Origin of the sequence: Paenibacillus sp. HB172176 (genome assembly GCF_011947265.1) — a bacterium.
In the GTDB taxonomy this organism is placed as follows: domain Bacteria; phylum Bacillota; class Bacilli; order Paenibacillales; family Paenibacillaceae; genus Pristimantibacillus.
This window is the reverse complement of sequence record NZ_JAATHD010000005.1, coordinates 26,956-41,881: the sequence shown is the minus strand read 5'-3', so window position 1 is coordinate 41,881 and position 14,926 is coordinate 26,956. Positions and strand designations below refer to the sequence as shown.

The 14,926-nt window shown below is 46.8% G+C and carries 9 protein-coding genes and 1 pseudogene; 2 read left to right on the top strand and 8 right to left on the bottom strand.

The genetic code is table 11. The features are described from left to right. Positions 1 to 17 precede the first annotated feature (17 nt). The 8 genes and pseudogenes from HFP08_RS09145 to HFP08_RS09110 form a co-directional block, all read right to left on the bottom strand. Positions 18 to 2,663 (bottom strand): glycoside hydrolase family 38 N-terminal domain-containing protein, encoded by a 2,646-nt coding sequence (locus HFP08_RS09145; RefSeq protein WP_168120295.1) that lies wholly within the window; start codon positions 2,661 to 2,663, stop codon positions 18 to 20. Further along, the gene (locus HFP08_RS09140) at positions 2,660 to 4,882 is read right to left on the bottom strand and encodes a helix-turn-helix domain-containing protein (RefSeq protein ID WP_168120294.1); all 2,223 of its coding nucleotides are present in this window, start codon (positions 4,880 to 4,882) and stop codon (positions 2,660 to 2,662) included. Before HFP08_RS09140 ends, HFP08_RS09145 begins: the two co-directional genes overlap by 4 nt. Before the next feature lie 58 nt (positions 4,883 to 4,940). Continuing rightward, positions 4,941 to 6,563 (bottom strand): extracellular solute-binding protein, encoded by a 1,623-nt coding sequence (locus HFP08_RS09135; protein WP_240941230.1) that lies wholly within the window; start codon positions 6,561 to 6,563, stop codon positions 4,941 to 4,943. A 50-nt stretch (positions 6,564 to 6,613) separates the two neighbouring features. Beyond that, positions 6,614 to 7,492 carry a carbohydrate ABC transporter permease gene (locus HFP08_RS09130; protein WP_168120293.1) on the bottom strand — a complete coding sequence of 293 codons (879 nt, stop codon included), beginning with the start codon at positions 7,490 to 7,492 and terminating at the stop codon, positions 6,614 to 6,616. Between the two features lie 18 nt (positions 7,493 to 7,510). After that, entirely contained in the window at positions 7,511 to 8,419 is a 909-nt protein-coding gene (locus HFP08_RS09125; protein ID WP_481856556.1) for an ABC transporter permease, read from the bottom strand. A gap of 627 nt (positions 8,420 to 9,046) precedes the next feature. After that, positions 9,047 to 9,271, bottom strand: a pseudogene (locus HFP08_RS09120) (GMP synthase (glutamine-hydrolyzing)); the annotation flags it as partial. A gap of 15 nt (positions 9,272 to 9,286) precedes the next feature. Further along, positions 9,287 to 11,524, bottom strand: coding sequence for a S8 family peptidase (locus tag HFP08_RS09115; RefSeq protein ID WP_168120291.1), 2,238 nt, complete (start codon positions 11,522 to 11,524; stop codon positions 9,287 to 9,289). Continuing rightward, the gene (locus HFP08_RS09110; RefSeq protein ID WP_168120290.1) at positions 11,517 to 12,584 is read right to left on the bottom strand and encodes an ATP-binding protein; all 1,068 of its coding nucleotides are present in this window, start codon (positions 12,582 to 12,584) and stop codon (positions 11,517 to 11,519) included. Before HFP08_RS09110 ends, HFP08_RS09115 begins: the two co-directional genes overlap by 8 nt. A 520-nt stretch (positions 12,585 to 13,104) precedes the next feature. On the opposite strand from HFP08_RS09110, the gene HFP08_RS09105 reads away from it, so the two are divergent. Together HFP08_RS09105 and HFP08_RS09100 are read left to right on the top strand one after the other, a co-directional pair. After that, positions 13,105 to 13,671: a hypothetical protein gene (locus tag HFP08_RS09105; protein ID WP_168120289.1), complete on the top strand. Its 567-nt coding sequence runs from the start codon at positions 13,105 to 13,107 to the stop codon at positions 13,669 to 13,671. Then, positions 13,625 to 14,599 carry a transposase gene (locus tag HFP08_RS09100; RefSeq protein ID WP_168120288.1) on the top strand — a complete coding sequence of 325 codons (975 nt, stop codon included), beginning with the start codon at positions 13,625 to 13,627 and terminating at the stop codon, positions 14,597 to 14,599. The genes HFP08_RS09105 and HFP08_RS09100 overlap by 47 nt, the downstream gene beginning before the upstream one ends. Positions 14,600 to 14,926 lie beyond the last annotated feature (327 nt).

Here is a 14,926-nt window from a genome sequence, read left to right as displayed (position 1 = left end):
TTCCTCCAAACTTGAAGCTATTGCCGCGCATCGGCCAGCAGAAGGGTGCGGATCTGGAAGCCACCATATTCCATCTCAAGAGATTGGCGACTGGCGGTTTCGGTTATTGGGAGCGCTTGCCCGGTCGAGATCGTATCCCCGATGCCGTTGCTCTCTTGAACATGCACAGGCTGACTTCGATTCAACCGCAGGCTTTCTCGTTTCGGGCTTCCCGACGCCTCGTAGAAGCGCAGCATCCAGCCTTCCGGTCGGCTGTAGAAGCCCGCCAATTGAATCGATTCTCCATCCATTCGCGGACCCTGCACCTGACGCGACACGCGTCCTTCTCCATCGATCCAGCTTACAAGCGGAAGGTTCAGCCGGTCGCCCGCGCGCCACGGCTGAAGCTCCTCGACAGGTTGAGCAGCGCTCGAGAAATGCGGCATAATCTCGTAATGATACTCGAATCTTTCGCCCTTCTCGTAGCTTGTCTCCGACACGCATTTGTAATCCATCGTTACCGAACGAGTCAAAGCGAGGAACATCGTTCCTTCATGACAGCCGTTGCCAGGTATATCGCGATTGACGAGCAGCAAGGACTTCCCGCCCTCTTGCAGCATGCTCCATTGCTGGGCGGCGAACTCCTTCTTCGGCCGCTTGATATGACCGAATGGAATCTCCTGCATGAATGTGCTGTCGGCAAGCGTTGTCGGGAAGAGTGCGACGACTCTATATTGAATGCCGTGCCCGGTCAGACTGGTCGCGAAGCTGACTCTCGCTTCATGCTTGTGAAGCGTGATCCGTTTCTCGTAAGCCACGCCCACTCTCCACCAATTCAATTCTCCTCTGGCCAGCAAGGTGATGGTGGAATCTGTCTCGTTCTCTACGCTCAGTGCGCCCGAATTGCCGAATGTATTACCGGCCGAATACACGCGCCAAGCATCGACAGTGGAGTCGATAACCTCTTTGTCGCCCGGATAAACATAATAATTATACAAATCCCCCGTATCGCGCAGAAGTAGCAAATCATTCCAGCCCTGTCCTTCCGCCACCCATTCGCGGGTATCGCCGCTCTTGCTGACATAGCTGGAGAGGCAGCCGCTCGATTGAATCTCGCAGCGATAATGCGCATTCTCGAAGACGAACCCGTCTCCGCTTGCTTGCAGCGACCAGAGGGGAATTGCCGCCGCTTGCTCAAGGCTCAGCTCCCGCTCCGGCTGGACTTCCTTGCTCCAGCGAAGCTGGTAGGACACGGTGGACAGCGCCGGGAAACAATCGCGAATGATGATCCGGGCGCCGGTCAAGCCTCCGTCCTCCGAACGAATTTCCTCATATTCGAAAGGAACGGGAGTTCCGTCTACGCGCGTGACCGATGCGCCCCGGATCCCCGGTTCCGTCAATTGAAACAGCGTTGCATAATCTTCACTGCGGTCATAAGCAGAAGGGTTGAACACCGTAAAGCCTATCGCGCCCGCATCATTCCCCGCCTGGGCGGCAGGCTGCGACAGCTCCGCCGACAGCTCGCGTCCCACGCGCTGAAGAAGCTCCTCCGCTTCCCGGTATCGACGCAACATGTCCAGATAGCCTTCATCGAGAATGGTGCCCCAAATAATATCGTGGAATTGGCCGAAGGTGACGAGCTTCCACGCGCGGTCCAAGCGGTCGCGAAGCACTGTCCACCGGCTGCGGTCCATCCGTTCGGAATCTTCCTGCCACTCGATAACGGCAAGCAGCCTCTCCATCTGTTGAAGCAGGCTCGACAAGCGGCCATTCGCCTGCTTGAGGCGCATCCGCGACGAATTGGCGCCTGCCATCCTTGGCGGATTAAGATCCTGTTCGATCGTATTCAGCTCCAGCGCTTCCTCCCGCACCGACTCGACAAATTCAGCCAATGTGGAGAAGCGCGCTTCCACTCCGCTCAGTCCAGTCTTCGAATCCGCTGCCGACTGATTGAACGCCTCTACCGCTTCGATCGACAAGCGAACGGGTTTCGCCATATCCCCGCCATTGGGCAGCAGAATATTGCGGCTGAGATGAACCGGCTTCAGGAAGCTGTACCGGCTGCGGATCCTGCCGCTCAAAGCGTCGTCTCCCCAGCTCTGAATCTCTCTGTCCCATCTCCCGTTCTTACCGAATACAAGAATGTCGTAATTGCCGTGAATTCGCTCGCACAGCATGGATGTGCCGTCGGCTCCCCGCCAATAGAAGGGCGTCATCATATCCGGCTCCATGACGCGGCCGAGAATATAGGACGTATACCCGGTATGCGCCGCGATCTGCGGCATCTGCGGATGATGGCCGAAGCAGTCCGGCACCCAGAATACATTCGGTTCAAGCCCCAGCGTTTCCTTGACCCAGCGCTTGCCGATCTCCATATTGCGAATGAGCGCTTCGCCGCTTGGCAAATTCAAATCCGGCATACAATACATGCCGCTTCCAACCTCAAGCCGCCCTGACGAAGCGAAGCGTTTCAGCTCTTCCCGCTTCTCCGGAAACCGCTCCCAGAATTCCTCGAGCAGGATAGCCTGCTCCACCATGAACGTGTAATTCGAATCCTCGTTCATCAGGCGAAGCGCTTCAAGTATATGATTCAACGCGGTTTCCAGATAGGTTTCATAAGATTTCAGATAGACGGTATCATAATGGAAAAAGGGGATAACATGAACGATATCCTTTTCCTTCATTTCGTTTTCCCTGCCTTTCGTTGCTGCTTTCGATAATGTATCGGCGTCATGCCGACCTGCTTCTTGAACAATCGGCTGAAGGAAATTGCATTCGTGTAGCCCACCTGGTCGGTGATGCTCTGGAGAGAATCATCCGTCTCCTCAAGCAGGCGTTTGGCGCCTTCAATGCGCAGCTCGATCAGGAAATCGCTGAAATTAACGCCCGTCTCTTCCTTGAACAATTGGGACAAATATTTCGCATTTACCTCGAACTTCTCGCTCAGATGAATCAGCGACAAATCCGGATTATAATAGAAATCGCTAATATATTGACGAATATCCCGCAGCAAGGTGAAATGGTCGCGCTGCAAATTCAACTCGCTGAGTTGTCCGAACCATTCTCTCAGCGTCTGCATGAAGATAGGCTCGAGCTCCTCGAGCGTATCCTTCTCGGCAAGCGCCTCCTGAAGCGCGGGTCTTTGCGTCTCGTTCCATTGCCGCGCAGTCTCCTTGCCCATCGTCTCGAACTCCGCGCCCAGCAAATAGAGAAAATACTGCAGGAGCCGTACCGTATCGTCCCTGGACTGCAGATTCTGCTTCAACTGGCGGAACAACTCCCCCGCATGCTTCTCCCATTCCCGATTCCCAAGGCGATACGCTTGAATCAGCTGCTGAAGCAGCTTCAGATCCTGCGTCACATTGCCGCGCCGCATAGGATCGAGCTCGGAGAAGGCAATGACGCGATTCGGACCGACCGACATCTTATAGCCCAGCGCAATGGCCGCATCCTCGCAAGAGGAAGCAAGCCCGTTCAACCGAGTCGCCTCGGAGCCGATTCCGAATGTGACGGTATAATTGAGATTACTGTCGATCCACTTGCGAATTTGCTCCACACAATCGTTAATAGCCGCGGACAGCGTCTTCTGATTCCCAGAGCTCATCATCACAATTGCCATTCGATTCTTCGAAATCCATTCGACTACATGCGGATGGCCGCTCTTCTGCAGAATTTCCCCTGCCACACTTCGCTTGACGAATTTCAATAACGCTTGATCGGAGACAGTATACGCTCCGCAGAACTCGGCGTATTCATCAATCTCCATCAGCGCAACGAACGCCTGCTTCGGGATCGCATAACCCAGCTCCGCCAGCATCCGCTCGCTCTCCTCCTCCGATTGCTTAAGCGTGCCGAGCAGCAGCCCGTGAATGAGCTGCTGTTCCCGGTAGGTGCGATCTCGCTCATGCTGAGTGGCGTATGCCATATTGCTCATAATGAGATTCTGAACCGCTTGATCAATGAATTCGAACTCCGACGAGCCCGGCTCACCCGTTGCTAGGCGCGCTGCACTCGATACCCGTTTGATGATGCGTTCCACCGGACGATAATGCTGGCGAGTGAAATAAATCGTCAGGAATACGCCAATCGTAATAACGAGCGCTCCAAGCACAATCCAGACTATGGAGCGGTCGACAACGAGCGAGAAACGATTGCCGTTGTTCAAGCCGCTATGAAGCGTCCATCCCGTATAGGTCGAGCGGACGGAAGCATCGAGCACGCCGTCGTTGGACAGCCGATCTCCGCTGGCGAAGAAAGCTTGGCTATTCTGGTCAATCAGTTCGAACGCTCCGGTACTCGTGTTCACCATATCGCTTAGAATGTTCTTGATGGCGCTTACCGGCACATTCACAAGAATCAAGCCGAATTGATTCGACACCTTATACACCAGCGTGACAACCTGCGTACCTTCATTCACGCCGCTCGTTTCGGTCATACGAGGCGCGGTCCAGAAATTCTGAACGCCGTCCCCCATGCCCTCTTCAATCAATGCGCGGTCCGGATACTCGCCCAGCGGGCGAATCGAGCTCTGATCCAGCACCATATGATCCGAATCGCGATATAACGCCATCGATTGAATGATGTCGTAACGAACCATCATAGCGGACATGACATGGGAAGCGTCGTAGCTGAGCATAATATCCGAATCGCCCGGAGGAACGATGAAGAAAGGCCGCAGCCCTTCATTGCTTAGCAGCTCCTTGAATAGCTCAAGCTCGATATTTTTCAGCGTATCGTCCACGACCTGACTCATGAACCGCGTCGTCGCCTGATTGGCTTGCTTCGCGTTGTCGATCATGAGACCGTTAATGATGGCTACGAAGATCAAGATAATAATAGCAACCGTGCAAGATAACACGGGAAGATAGGTGAACAGCAGCCTGCGATAATAGTTACGTCCCATGATAGCCTCCTACCTTCCCGTGTCTGAATTTAATTTAGATGCATCTAGATGTTCTGGGTTAGTTGCCCGCCTTCATATCCTTGTATACTTGCGTCCTTTCGTCGACAAGCGCCTGTCCGCCAAGCGACATGTACTCTTTCATGCCGCTGTCATAGACGGAGTCGAAGTCGGACGGCTTCGCCGTGACGGCCTTGGTTTTGATTTCGTTCATTTTATCCTTCAAGATGCTTCCGTACTTGATTTGCGCTTCGATCGGGCGGTCGAAATGCGGCTGCGAATAGCCGTCAACGAGCGAGCTCTTGAGCGACTCTCTTATCACTTCGGCATAATCGGGATAGTTGTTCACAACGAATTGAATGTTTTTATCGACGTCTCCGAAGTCGAGGCCGTTCGAGATGATCGACAGATCTATGCCTCGATTGTTCAAGTGCACCGGCGGCGTATCGCTTTTAATGGCAACCGGAAGCCCGTTCACCAGGTTGTAGTCCTCGCCTTCGAAGCCGTTCACGATCGTGTTCAGATTATCCGGGTTCGCCATCCAGTTCAGATATTTGACGGCGGCCTCCGCATGCTTGCTGGACTTCGGAATCATAATGTATCTATCCATCGGCGAGTACATTTCCTTGGGATGATTGCCATTCTGATCCGTGAACGCGTCCATGACGACATACTCGGCCTCCGGCACGTTCGCCTCAAGCGTCTTGGTCAGACCCTGGAACACGGTCGTGCCTGTCTGCGTCAACGCGCCTACGTATCCATTCGTGAAGTCGCTCTCGAATTTCTTGCCGTCCTTGTCAAGCGGGAAGTCCTTGCTGATCAAGCCTTCGTTATACATCTGATTCATGAATTGAACGCCGTCTTTAATGCCCGGCATCATAAAGTCATATTTGGCGTAGAATTCCTCCTCCGTCCCCCTTTGAATAAAGGAATAGAGAAGAGCGCGGCTGTTCACGTTATAGCTCGCATCGAAAGCGACAATGCCGTACGGCACCACTTTGCCCCCTGTATTGCCCGGATCCTTCTCCTTGAACGCACGCATGGTCTCGAGGAATTCTTCTGTTGTCGTCGGCACCGGCAGGCCCAGCTTATCCAGCCAGTCCTTGCGGATGAGGGAAGACTGATCTCCGACGAATGCGCGTTTCGCGGCAATCGCGAATTGCTTGCCGAAGAACTTGCCGTAACTCAGCACCTCTTCGCCCAAATATTGCTTCAGGTCAGAGCCGTATTGGTCGAGCAGTTCGCTCACGTCCGTCAAGCCGCCGCTCTTCGCGTAGTTGGCCGTTGTGACCTGATCGTAGGTGAACACGATGTCCGGCGCGTCGCCCGTAGCCATCAGCACGTTCAGTTTGTCAACCTCCTGGCTGCGCGGTACCGCTACGAAGGTAACGTCGATGTTGAGATCTTCCAGCACCTGATCATGAATCCATTTGGTCCATATGCTGCTGTCGGCCGTCTCGCCGTTCACCGATTTTCCGCGGTCGAACACTTCAACCTTCAGCTTCTCCGGCTCTCCCTTTGGCGTTTCCTTCGGGTCTGAGCTGGATGTGTTGCCGCTTGGCTCGCTGGAGGCTTGATTGTTCGTGCTCGACGAATTGTTCCCATTGTTGCTGCTGCAGCCCACGATCAGGCTCAGGATGGTGACAAGCAATGCTGCGGTTAACCAGAGTTTTCTTTTTTTCATGTTCAACTCTCCCTTTATTATATAATTAACGCATAGCGGTGAAACCATTATCAACCCTTTACGGCGCCAATCATGATACCGGATACAAAATATTTTTGCAGCCAAGGGTACACGATGATGATTGGCAGCGTCGCGAACATGATCGTAGCCGCCTTGAGCGATTCGGGTTCGGGCAAAGCATCCAGAACATTGCCGCCCTCCATCATCGTCAGCTCTGTCAGCTGCGAATTCATGACCATCTGATATAGAATGAGCTGCAGCGGATATAACTCGGATTTCGTAATATACATGAGCGAATCCATGAAGCCGTTCCAGCGGCCAACCGCATAGAACAGGCTGAGCGTCGCCAAAACCGGCATCGACAGCGGCAGAATGATGCGGAACAGCACGCCGATCGGTGTGCAGCCGTCGAGCTGGGCCGATTCCTCCAAGCCCTCGGGAATGGACGAGAAGAACGTCTTCAGAATAATGAGATTGAACGCGCTCAGCATGCCCGGAAACACTAACGCCCACATGGTGTTGAGCAATCCGAGCTCCTTGACCAGAATGTAATCCGGAATCATTCCTCCGCCGAAAAACATCGTGAATACAATCAAAAACATGAACAGATTTCGCCCCTTAAGACCTCGCTTCGTGAGCGGATAGGCCGCGAAAATGGTCAGTGCCATGGCAATCAGCGTATAAACCGCCGTCAGCACGACCGTAAAGCCCAGCGAACGAAACAAGCTTTCATCTTGAAAAACGAAACGATACGATTCCAGATCAAGCTCGACAGGCAAGAGTCCGACCTTCCCGGATGTTACAGCATTGTTTGAGCTGAGAGAAATTGAAATCAAATGCATGAACGGAACTAAACAAAGAATCGCCGCAATCGCAATAATAGCAACAATAACAGCGTCATACACGCGAAATACACGAATGGAATTCATTCCATATCCACCTCCCTTCTACCAAATGCCTTGCTCGCCCATTCGCTTCGCAATTCGATCGGCCGCGAACACCAATATCAAGCCGATCAGCGCCTGGAAGAAGCCAATGGCCGTTGCAAGCGAGAACTGCGCGGATTGAATGCCGACCTTGTACACGAAGGTGCTGATTACCTCCGAGTAGTCCATAACCATCGTGTTGCCGAGTACAAACGGACGGTCGAAGCCTATGGTCATAATATGTCCAATCTGCAAAATGAGCAGGATTACGATCGTCGAGCGAATGCCTGGCAACGAAATATGCCACATTCGTTTCAAGCGCGACGCTCCATCAACCTCCGCCGCTTCGTAAAGCTCCTTATTAATGCCCGTCAGCGCTGCGAGATAGAGAATCGTGCCCCATCCTGCGCTTTGCCAGACGCCGGCGGCCAGATAAATGAACAGCCACCAGTATTTGTTCGTCAGGAACGGTACCGGGTCGATGCCAAATAGCAGGAAGAAATGGTTGACCAGACCGGTATTCGTGGAGAATAACTGATACACCATGCCCCCGATAATAATCCACGAGATGAAATGCGGCAGATACAGAATCGTTTGCGCGCCTTTCTTGAACCACGCCTTCTTAAGCTCGTTCAGAAGAAGCGCGAGAACAATCGGAACCGGGAATGAGACCAGGATGTCAATCACGTTCAACAGCAGCGTATTGCGCACGACCTTATAGAAGAGCGACATGCGGAACAGCTGGCGGAAGGTATCGAAATCATTCCACGGACTCTTAAGCATTCCCTGAAACATGTTGTAGTCCTTGAAAGCGATTACGAGACCATACATGGGACCGTACTTGAACAAGATAAAGTAGGCCAGCGGGAAGAGCAGAAGCAGATAATATTGATAATGTGTTTTGAAATAAGAGAAGCGCTTTCTCTTCATCGGTTGTTCCCCCGAAGAGGATTGTTGTTGCGTTGTTGCGTTCATTTTCTCACCTCCCCCTTGATGTGTTGCGTTCTGTTCCCACTGTAGCCTCAGGCGCCGCTCTACGCAATAAACAACATTCTGAAATGACACTCGTTTCCGTTAAGCGCGAGTGAAAGGCGTTTTTAGGACCTCCACTGAATTCTGTTAGTGCTTTGCTAATGAGAAAAACACCTGACGGCATCCTTGGATCGCAGTAAAGCTGCGTTGCCTGTGCTTGCCATTATTCTGATGGAAATCAGACTCAGCGGAGTCGCAAGCTGAGCTGCAACGCGGGTGACCAGCGCTACTGCGCGACCCCGTGCTGCATGGCGAGCTGCAACGCTGATGGCCAACGCTACTGCGCAACCCCGAGCAGCGCGATCCGCCTTGTTTTGACGCTACAGATCCACGAAGAATCAACAGTAACGTTTAGTATAGATAGCGCTCCACAATGAATCGACAGCCACGAAAAAGTCCGTTAAAATTGCAAGCATTCATCCCATTAAAAATTTTATAAATGCCATTAAGTCAAAAAAAGGCTCATTCACATTCAAATTTGAATGGAATGAACCCTTGATCTAATTGGTTATCAATCTCTTTAACTTATTCCCACTCAATAGTAGCTGGAGGCTTGGATATTACGTCGTAGACGATACGGTTAACGTTGTCCACTTCATTTACGATACGAACAGAGATTTTCTCCAGCACGTCCCAAGGGATACGCTCCCAGTCAACCATCATGCCGTCGATGGACGTTACAGCGCGGATGCCTACGATGTAGGAGAATGCAGAAAAGGCACACTCGTCGACCATTACAACAACGTCTTTATCACTATCAATTCCTCACTCGAACTCTATTTCTTCATTTACTTTCTCATTCATGTCAATTCTTGTTTGAACATCAAGACTATTGACCAACCAACCATTTAACGTACAATTTCTAATGAATTCATCAATTCTGTTTATGCCGTTAATCTCCTTCAACGTTACGACCACACCGAAACGAACACCTATTCCATCAGCAGGGTTTAATCTATTATTCGTTTTAATTTCCATTCCCCAGTTTTTATTAGTGTAAGATTTCTTTTGTCTCATCCCTACTTTAAGTCGCTCAGCTACATATTTTACATTGTCCCATTTCCTAAATCTAGCCCTCGCTTCCCCCTCCAAGAGATAATTCTTCTCGGTATTCAATGTGTCCTCTTGATTTTGCTTATCCCCTGTAATATCTTTTATTTTCCCATCATTATTGATTCTACCAAAATGAAGATTGAGTTCCGTATTCGTATAATCAACGCCTTGAGTTCTATCGCACATAGGAAAATAGCACATCGTCGCTCTCGCAATATAAGGGTATTTGTCATCCTTCAAGGGGATCGGAAAATGGTAATTATATGTGTTCCATTTTTCACTGACATCCGACACTAAAAATTTAATCTCATCTTTTTTTGTTTGAACGATATCGTCGATTTTAATGGGTACAACACCGTGTCCATAAAGGGCAACTTCCTCTGGTGTGGGTTTTTCGTTCCAGTCTCTTGCTGCATCAATAATCATTGCCTTCGCCACTTCTCTATTCAAACCTAAAACATCTATCAAATAGGCTAGTTTCCGTGCAATCCAAGGTGCAGCATATGAAGTTCCTGCAACATTTGCTTCCCCTAGTGGTTCACAAACTTTCATGTATTGCTCCTCACTGCCACCATAATAACTAATATCTGGTTTTGCAAAAAAAGATAATGCTAGTCCCTTCCTTGCGTATTTTGTAGATAGACCATTTTTAGTGACAGCATTTACGACCATACTATTAATAGAATCTGCAGGTGAACCTATTTTCACAATTGCATCATTCGGTTTATTTGTCCCTGCAACGACAAAAATTACATCATTCTCAAACTGAATTTGATCTAAAATTGCAGCTTCTGTTGAAATAAAATTATCGTTAATTTCTTGATTACTGCCAAGAGATATATTCCACACTTTTATATCTTGATTATTCGTAATAATTTTTTTTATTTGCTTTATAATTGTAAATGAAGAGAATTTTGAACCTATTGCCACACCAAAATGACGCACTTTAAATCGACCACACCCATCATCCAACCACGGATTTAATCTTGGACCATCCACAATAATAGAAGAAACTGCTGTACCGTGTCGATAATCATCTGTGCTTTTGGGAAGATTATCATCAATCATATCATAGTAATCAACCCATTCATTGAAATAAACACGTCTATCAAACAACGTATCAATTACGCCAATCGTCGGTTCAATACTTGGAGATGGTACATACATAGAACTTTGCTGATATTCTTGCATAAAATTTTCTGCAGATAGTTCTTTTAAATCTACTGTTGCCATCGATACAAGGTAGGGTGCTTTTTCGCATAAGAGTTTCATTTGATATTCATCTAAAAATACGGTCTGATTATCCAATATTCTACTCGATAATATATCGATACCAATAAGTTTAAGTAATGTTTTTGCATCTGTATGCGTATCGTATAATGTAATAATACTTTGTTTGAATTGTGGTGTTGCAGCCTCCACTTCAAAATCATCAATATATGAAACATCAGCAATCACTTGCTTAAATGCCGATTTACTGATTGAAAATTGTTCATACGGAAGAACATCTATTATCTTTCTGTTTTCAAGAGTGGTTTTATCCATACCATGTTGAAATTTAGCCGTTAAAATATCCCTTGCCTTCGAGAGCAAATCAATACTTCTATCTAAATCCTCAATATCAAGAAAATAAGTGATAATATGCCTGCTCTTTTCTTCATTAAATTTTGCCCCGACAATAGCATAGTTAGAATCTTTCCCTTTAAACAAGCCAGCAATACGATTACTTTTGGCAACAATTTTATTGTAGTGTACACTTATTAAAATGCCTTCAAAAGGTTTTTTTTCTTGTTGCCAGAATGCTCTAATTCGGGCTATTTTAGATTGCATACTAAGTAGATGATCACTTGTCACTACTTTTTGACTGTTCATGTTAGCCCCTCCGCCAGGAGGACCTTCTTTTGATGCTTGCACAAATCGCTTCCCTTTAAGTGCTAGCACATTATTCATCTTCGATCTCCCCCGTATTCAATTTCCTAGAAACAGTACTTTTAGATTCGCCCTTCAGTTTTTCTATTTCTCGCACTGTAAAACCCTGAGTATGAAGTTCTGCAATATCAGTTTGTTCTAGATGACCAACTAATTGATTGTACAACCTTCTTAAATAATCATGTTCCATAGTTACATCACTAAAAGCTAAAGATGCTTTTATGATATTTCTTAACTCACCCGGATAAGGAAGGTTCATCGCTGTTTTCAATATTTTCCTAAATAACCTTGTGTCTTTGGAAACATTTCTAAAATTCTTAACAAAGGATGTGAAGTAATGCTCAGCAACATCCATCAAATCCTCTTTGCTATACCGACTAAAATTGATCACTGCATCAAAGCGTCTCATTAAAGCTTTGTCGAAATTTGAATATAAATTGGTCGTGGCAATAATAATGATTTCTTTGTTTAAATCAGTTAATCTATCGAATTCTCTCAATATCGTTGATGTCACTCGCCCCATCTCACGTACATCATTTCTATTTACCCGATCTAATGCAATAATATCGATTTCATCAAATAAAATAACAACTTTGTTCGGGTGCGGAATTGTATTTATTTCAGTAAATACGCTTATAATATTCTTATTTGTTTGACCTAATTTACTATCAATTAAGTTGTCAAAATCAACATAATACAATGTTCGATCAAGCAAACGGGCTACATGTTTAGCCCCCTCTGTTTTTCCGCTACCTGGAAATCCTTCAAACAAAAATTTATTTATTCCTATATTGTGATTAACCGCATTAATAATACCTTTTATATCATCCGCTATCTCTATGGGTAAACTTAACGACCCCACTTCTCGAATGTCTAATTGCTTTAAAAATTCACTTACAAAATCATTTGCTTGTGGCGTGTATAAATTGACTTCTGCCATTAAGCCCATAATATATTCTGCCAACTGATTATCACCAATGCTGTCGAAGTACCTTGCTATGTTTATGGATTCATTTCTAAAAGCATTCTCGTTTCGCTCCACATGATACTTGATTAGATTTAATACATTTTGTTTTTTCATAAGAAACACCTCTTCCTTCCTTACAAATCACAATAACATAATACGGGACAAAATTATACGTATAAGGGACAAAAATTCATATTAATTATTTCTCAATGGAATTACGTCTGAATTTTTGAGCCTGTTGAAAAAAACCTCTTCAAAATCTATGACATCTCAATGAGTTTGTATCAAACATTGAATTATACTTTTGGTTTCAAGTCATTGGATATCCGTGATATTTCGTCATCATTAGATATCACATTGATAGTCTTGCCTACTTAAAGACTCTTAATCCTCTACATAAGGTTATTTTGCTCATTAATAAGCTCTTGGCTCACTAGATATTGGAAAAACATTTAACTCGACTATATTGTTATTCATGACTTATGCACTTCAACCCAAAACCAGGTAATCGGGCAAGAGTCATAAAGATGTTATCGAATATCCGAGAAACCTCTTGACTTTCTGAAATCACCACAATAATCACGAAGAATACCATTCTAACCGGTATATCTTAGAGAATTTCAGGTGATTTTTTGTGAGTGAAACACTCGAACAGCCACGTTACCGTAATCTTAATCAAGGAGAATGTGCCGGAGCTCCGGTACTTCGCACGCTTTGGGATCGTTTCGATTTTTCTTTACTATTAACACAATCCGGTATTGTGAAACGGCGCGGCGTACCTTTCTGGATGCTCTGCTTTATGTATGTGATTGGACTGGTTTCGAACTGCCCTTCTGTGAACCAAATGTCTACGCTAGCAGCGAAAGATAAACTACTCTCGATGATGTTTAAGCTTTACAAGTTAGCACAATACACAATGAGTCGATTCTTAACCACCCCTTACGCTTGGCGTACTTTTGGGCTTAAACGTGTCGAAAGACTGCAAGCCGATGACGACATGAAACTACAAGAAGGAGATACCGTCAATTTGGATGACACGCATGTTGCCCATCCTTATGCGAAGAGGCTTCCTTTCCTATGCTGGCTGTTCGATTCCTCTTCCAAAGTGTATAGCTGGTGCATGAACGCCGTCGTCATTCAGGCTGTCCTACAAAATGGATTGGAGTACCCGCTGCTGTACAGCTACTGGCGAAACCGATGATGATTCCGGTTTGACTAAATATGCATTAGCTCAGCAGCTCCTTCTCATGCTTCGTGAATCGGTCACTTGCCGTCTTTGGGTAGCCATGGATCGCTGGTATTTGAAGAAGGAATTCATGATGTTTCTGGAGGCAAACGGCTTTGATTGGGTGACGAAAGCCAAACGCAATACAGCTTTATACCGAAAGATCTCGCATGCCGGGCGAAAAGATCGATACGTCCCTATTTCTGCGAGTCAATTGATTAAGGAGGCGTATGCGACACTGATAGCCACAGGAAAATCCGGACTTTCAGCAGCATCTATTCCCGATATCTATATGAAATTCCCTTATCCTGCAGTAGGTAGAAAAGGGCAAGCGACAACGAAAACCAAGTTTATGCCTATTGCTGCCGTTGCAGCTATTCGATTGAAGGAAGATGAAGATGGCGATGCTCTTCTCGAAGAAAAGGAAGAGAGCCCAGCTGTTTATAGAGGAGCCTATCTCATCATAAGCAATCGTCATGATGTCCCTGAGAGAGCGCTTGAAGTCTATGGAAAACGTTGGCGCATCGAGGTTTTCTTTCGTATGGCTAAGCAAGATCTTGCCTTTGGAAAGTGCCATTCGACATCAGAGGCACACCAACACGCTCACATGGAGCTACTATTCGCCACAGAAACGCTTCTCGCTTATGCCTTATGGAAAGTAAACAAAGAAAAAACGAGTGATGAGAGCTGCACCCACGGCGAAATGGTTCGCGGACTCTTCAAAACTCGTTGCCAGGTTCACATGAGAAACCAAAAGGGATCTCAGCGAATCTACATCGATTTTGACACAGATGTACGCCGCTTTGCAAGCTTTATTTCCACCTACTGGCCGCCGTTTCTGCTTATGACGTGGTGGCCGGTTTATACAAGCATAGATTCTCATCATTACCAGTTAATCTCGTGAACTGCATAAGTCATGTGTTATTGATCGTTATGGTATATATTTCTTGTAATGAACCTATGTCACTTCCTTGGCTTCATAGACACTTAATGTTTTAATCATGAACTTTTCCTACCTGTATAAAAACATACAAAGTTCAACATACATTTTTTAAGATTTAGTGGTTAAGTTTGAAATCCTTAATCAACTCGTTAATTTTGGTCATAAAAAAACTCCCTTCTATTTGCTAAACAACGCAGATAAAAGAGAGTAATTTTTTGAACTCAATAGTTGCTGGTGCGATGGAAATTAACTTTCACGCGATGCCGAGAACCCTTATGTATCAAGGCT

Excerpts from the sequence above, each read along its gene's own strand:
- HFP08_RS09145 (WP_168120295.1), bottom strand. The coding sequence starts at position 2,663 with ATGAAGGAAAAGGATATCGTTCATGTTATCCCCTTTTTCCATTATGAT.
- HFP08_RS09110 (WP_168120290.1), bottom strand. The coding sequence starts at position 12,584 with ATGAAAAAACAAAATGTATTAAATCTAATCAAGTATCATGTGGAGCGA.
- HFP08_RS09130 (WP_168120293.1), bottom strand. The coding sequence starts at position 7,492 with ATGAATTCCATTCGTGTATTTCGCGTGTATGACGCTGTTATTGTTGCT.
- HFP08_RS09100 (WP_168120288.1), top strand. The coding sequence starts at position 13,625 with ATGGATTGGAGTACCCGCTGCTGTACAGCTACTGGCGAAACCGATGAT.
- HFP08_RS09140 (WP_168120294.1), bottom strand. The coding sequence starts at position 4,882 with ATGGGACGTAACTATTATCGCAGGCTGCTGTTCACCTATCTTCCCGTG.
- HFP08_RS09125 (WP_481856556.1), bottom strand. The coding sequence starts at position 8,419 with ATGAAGAGAAAGCGCTTCTCTTATTTCAAAACACATTATCAATATTAT.
- HFP08_RS09135 (WP_240941230.1), bottom strand. The coding sequence starts at position 6,563 with ATGAAAAAAAGAAAACTCTGGTTAACCGCAGCATTGCTTGTCACCATC.
- HFP08_RS09115 (WP_168120291.1), bottom strand. The coding sequence starts at position 11,524 with ATGAATAATGTGCTAGCACTTAAAGGGAAGCGATTTGTGCAAGCATCA.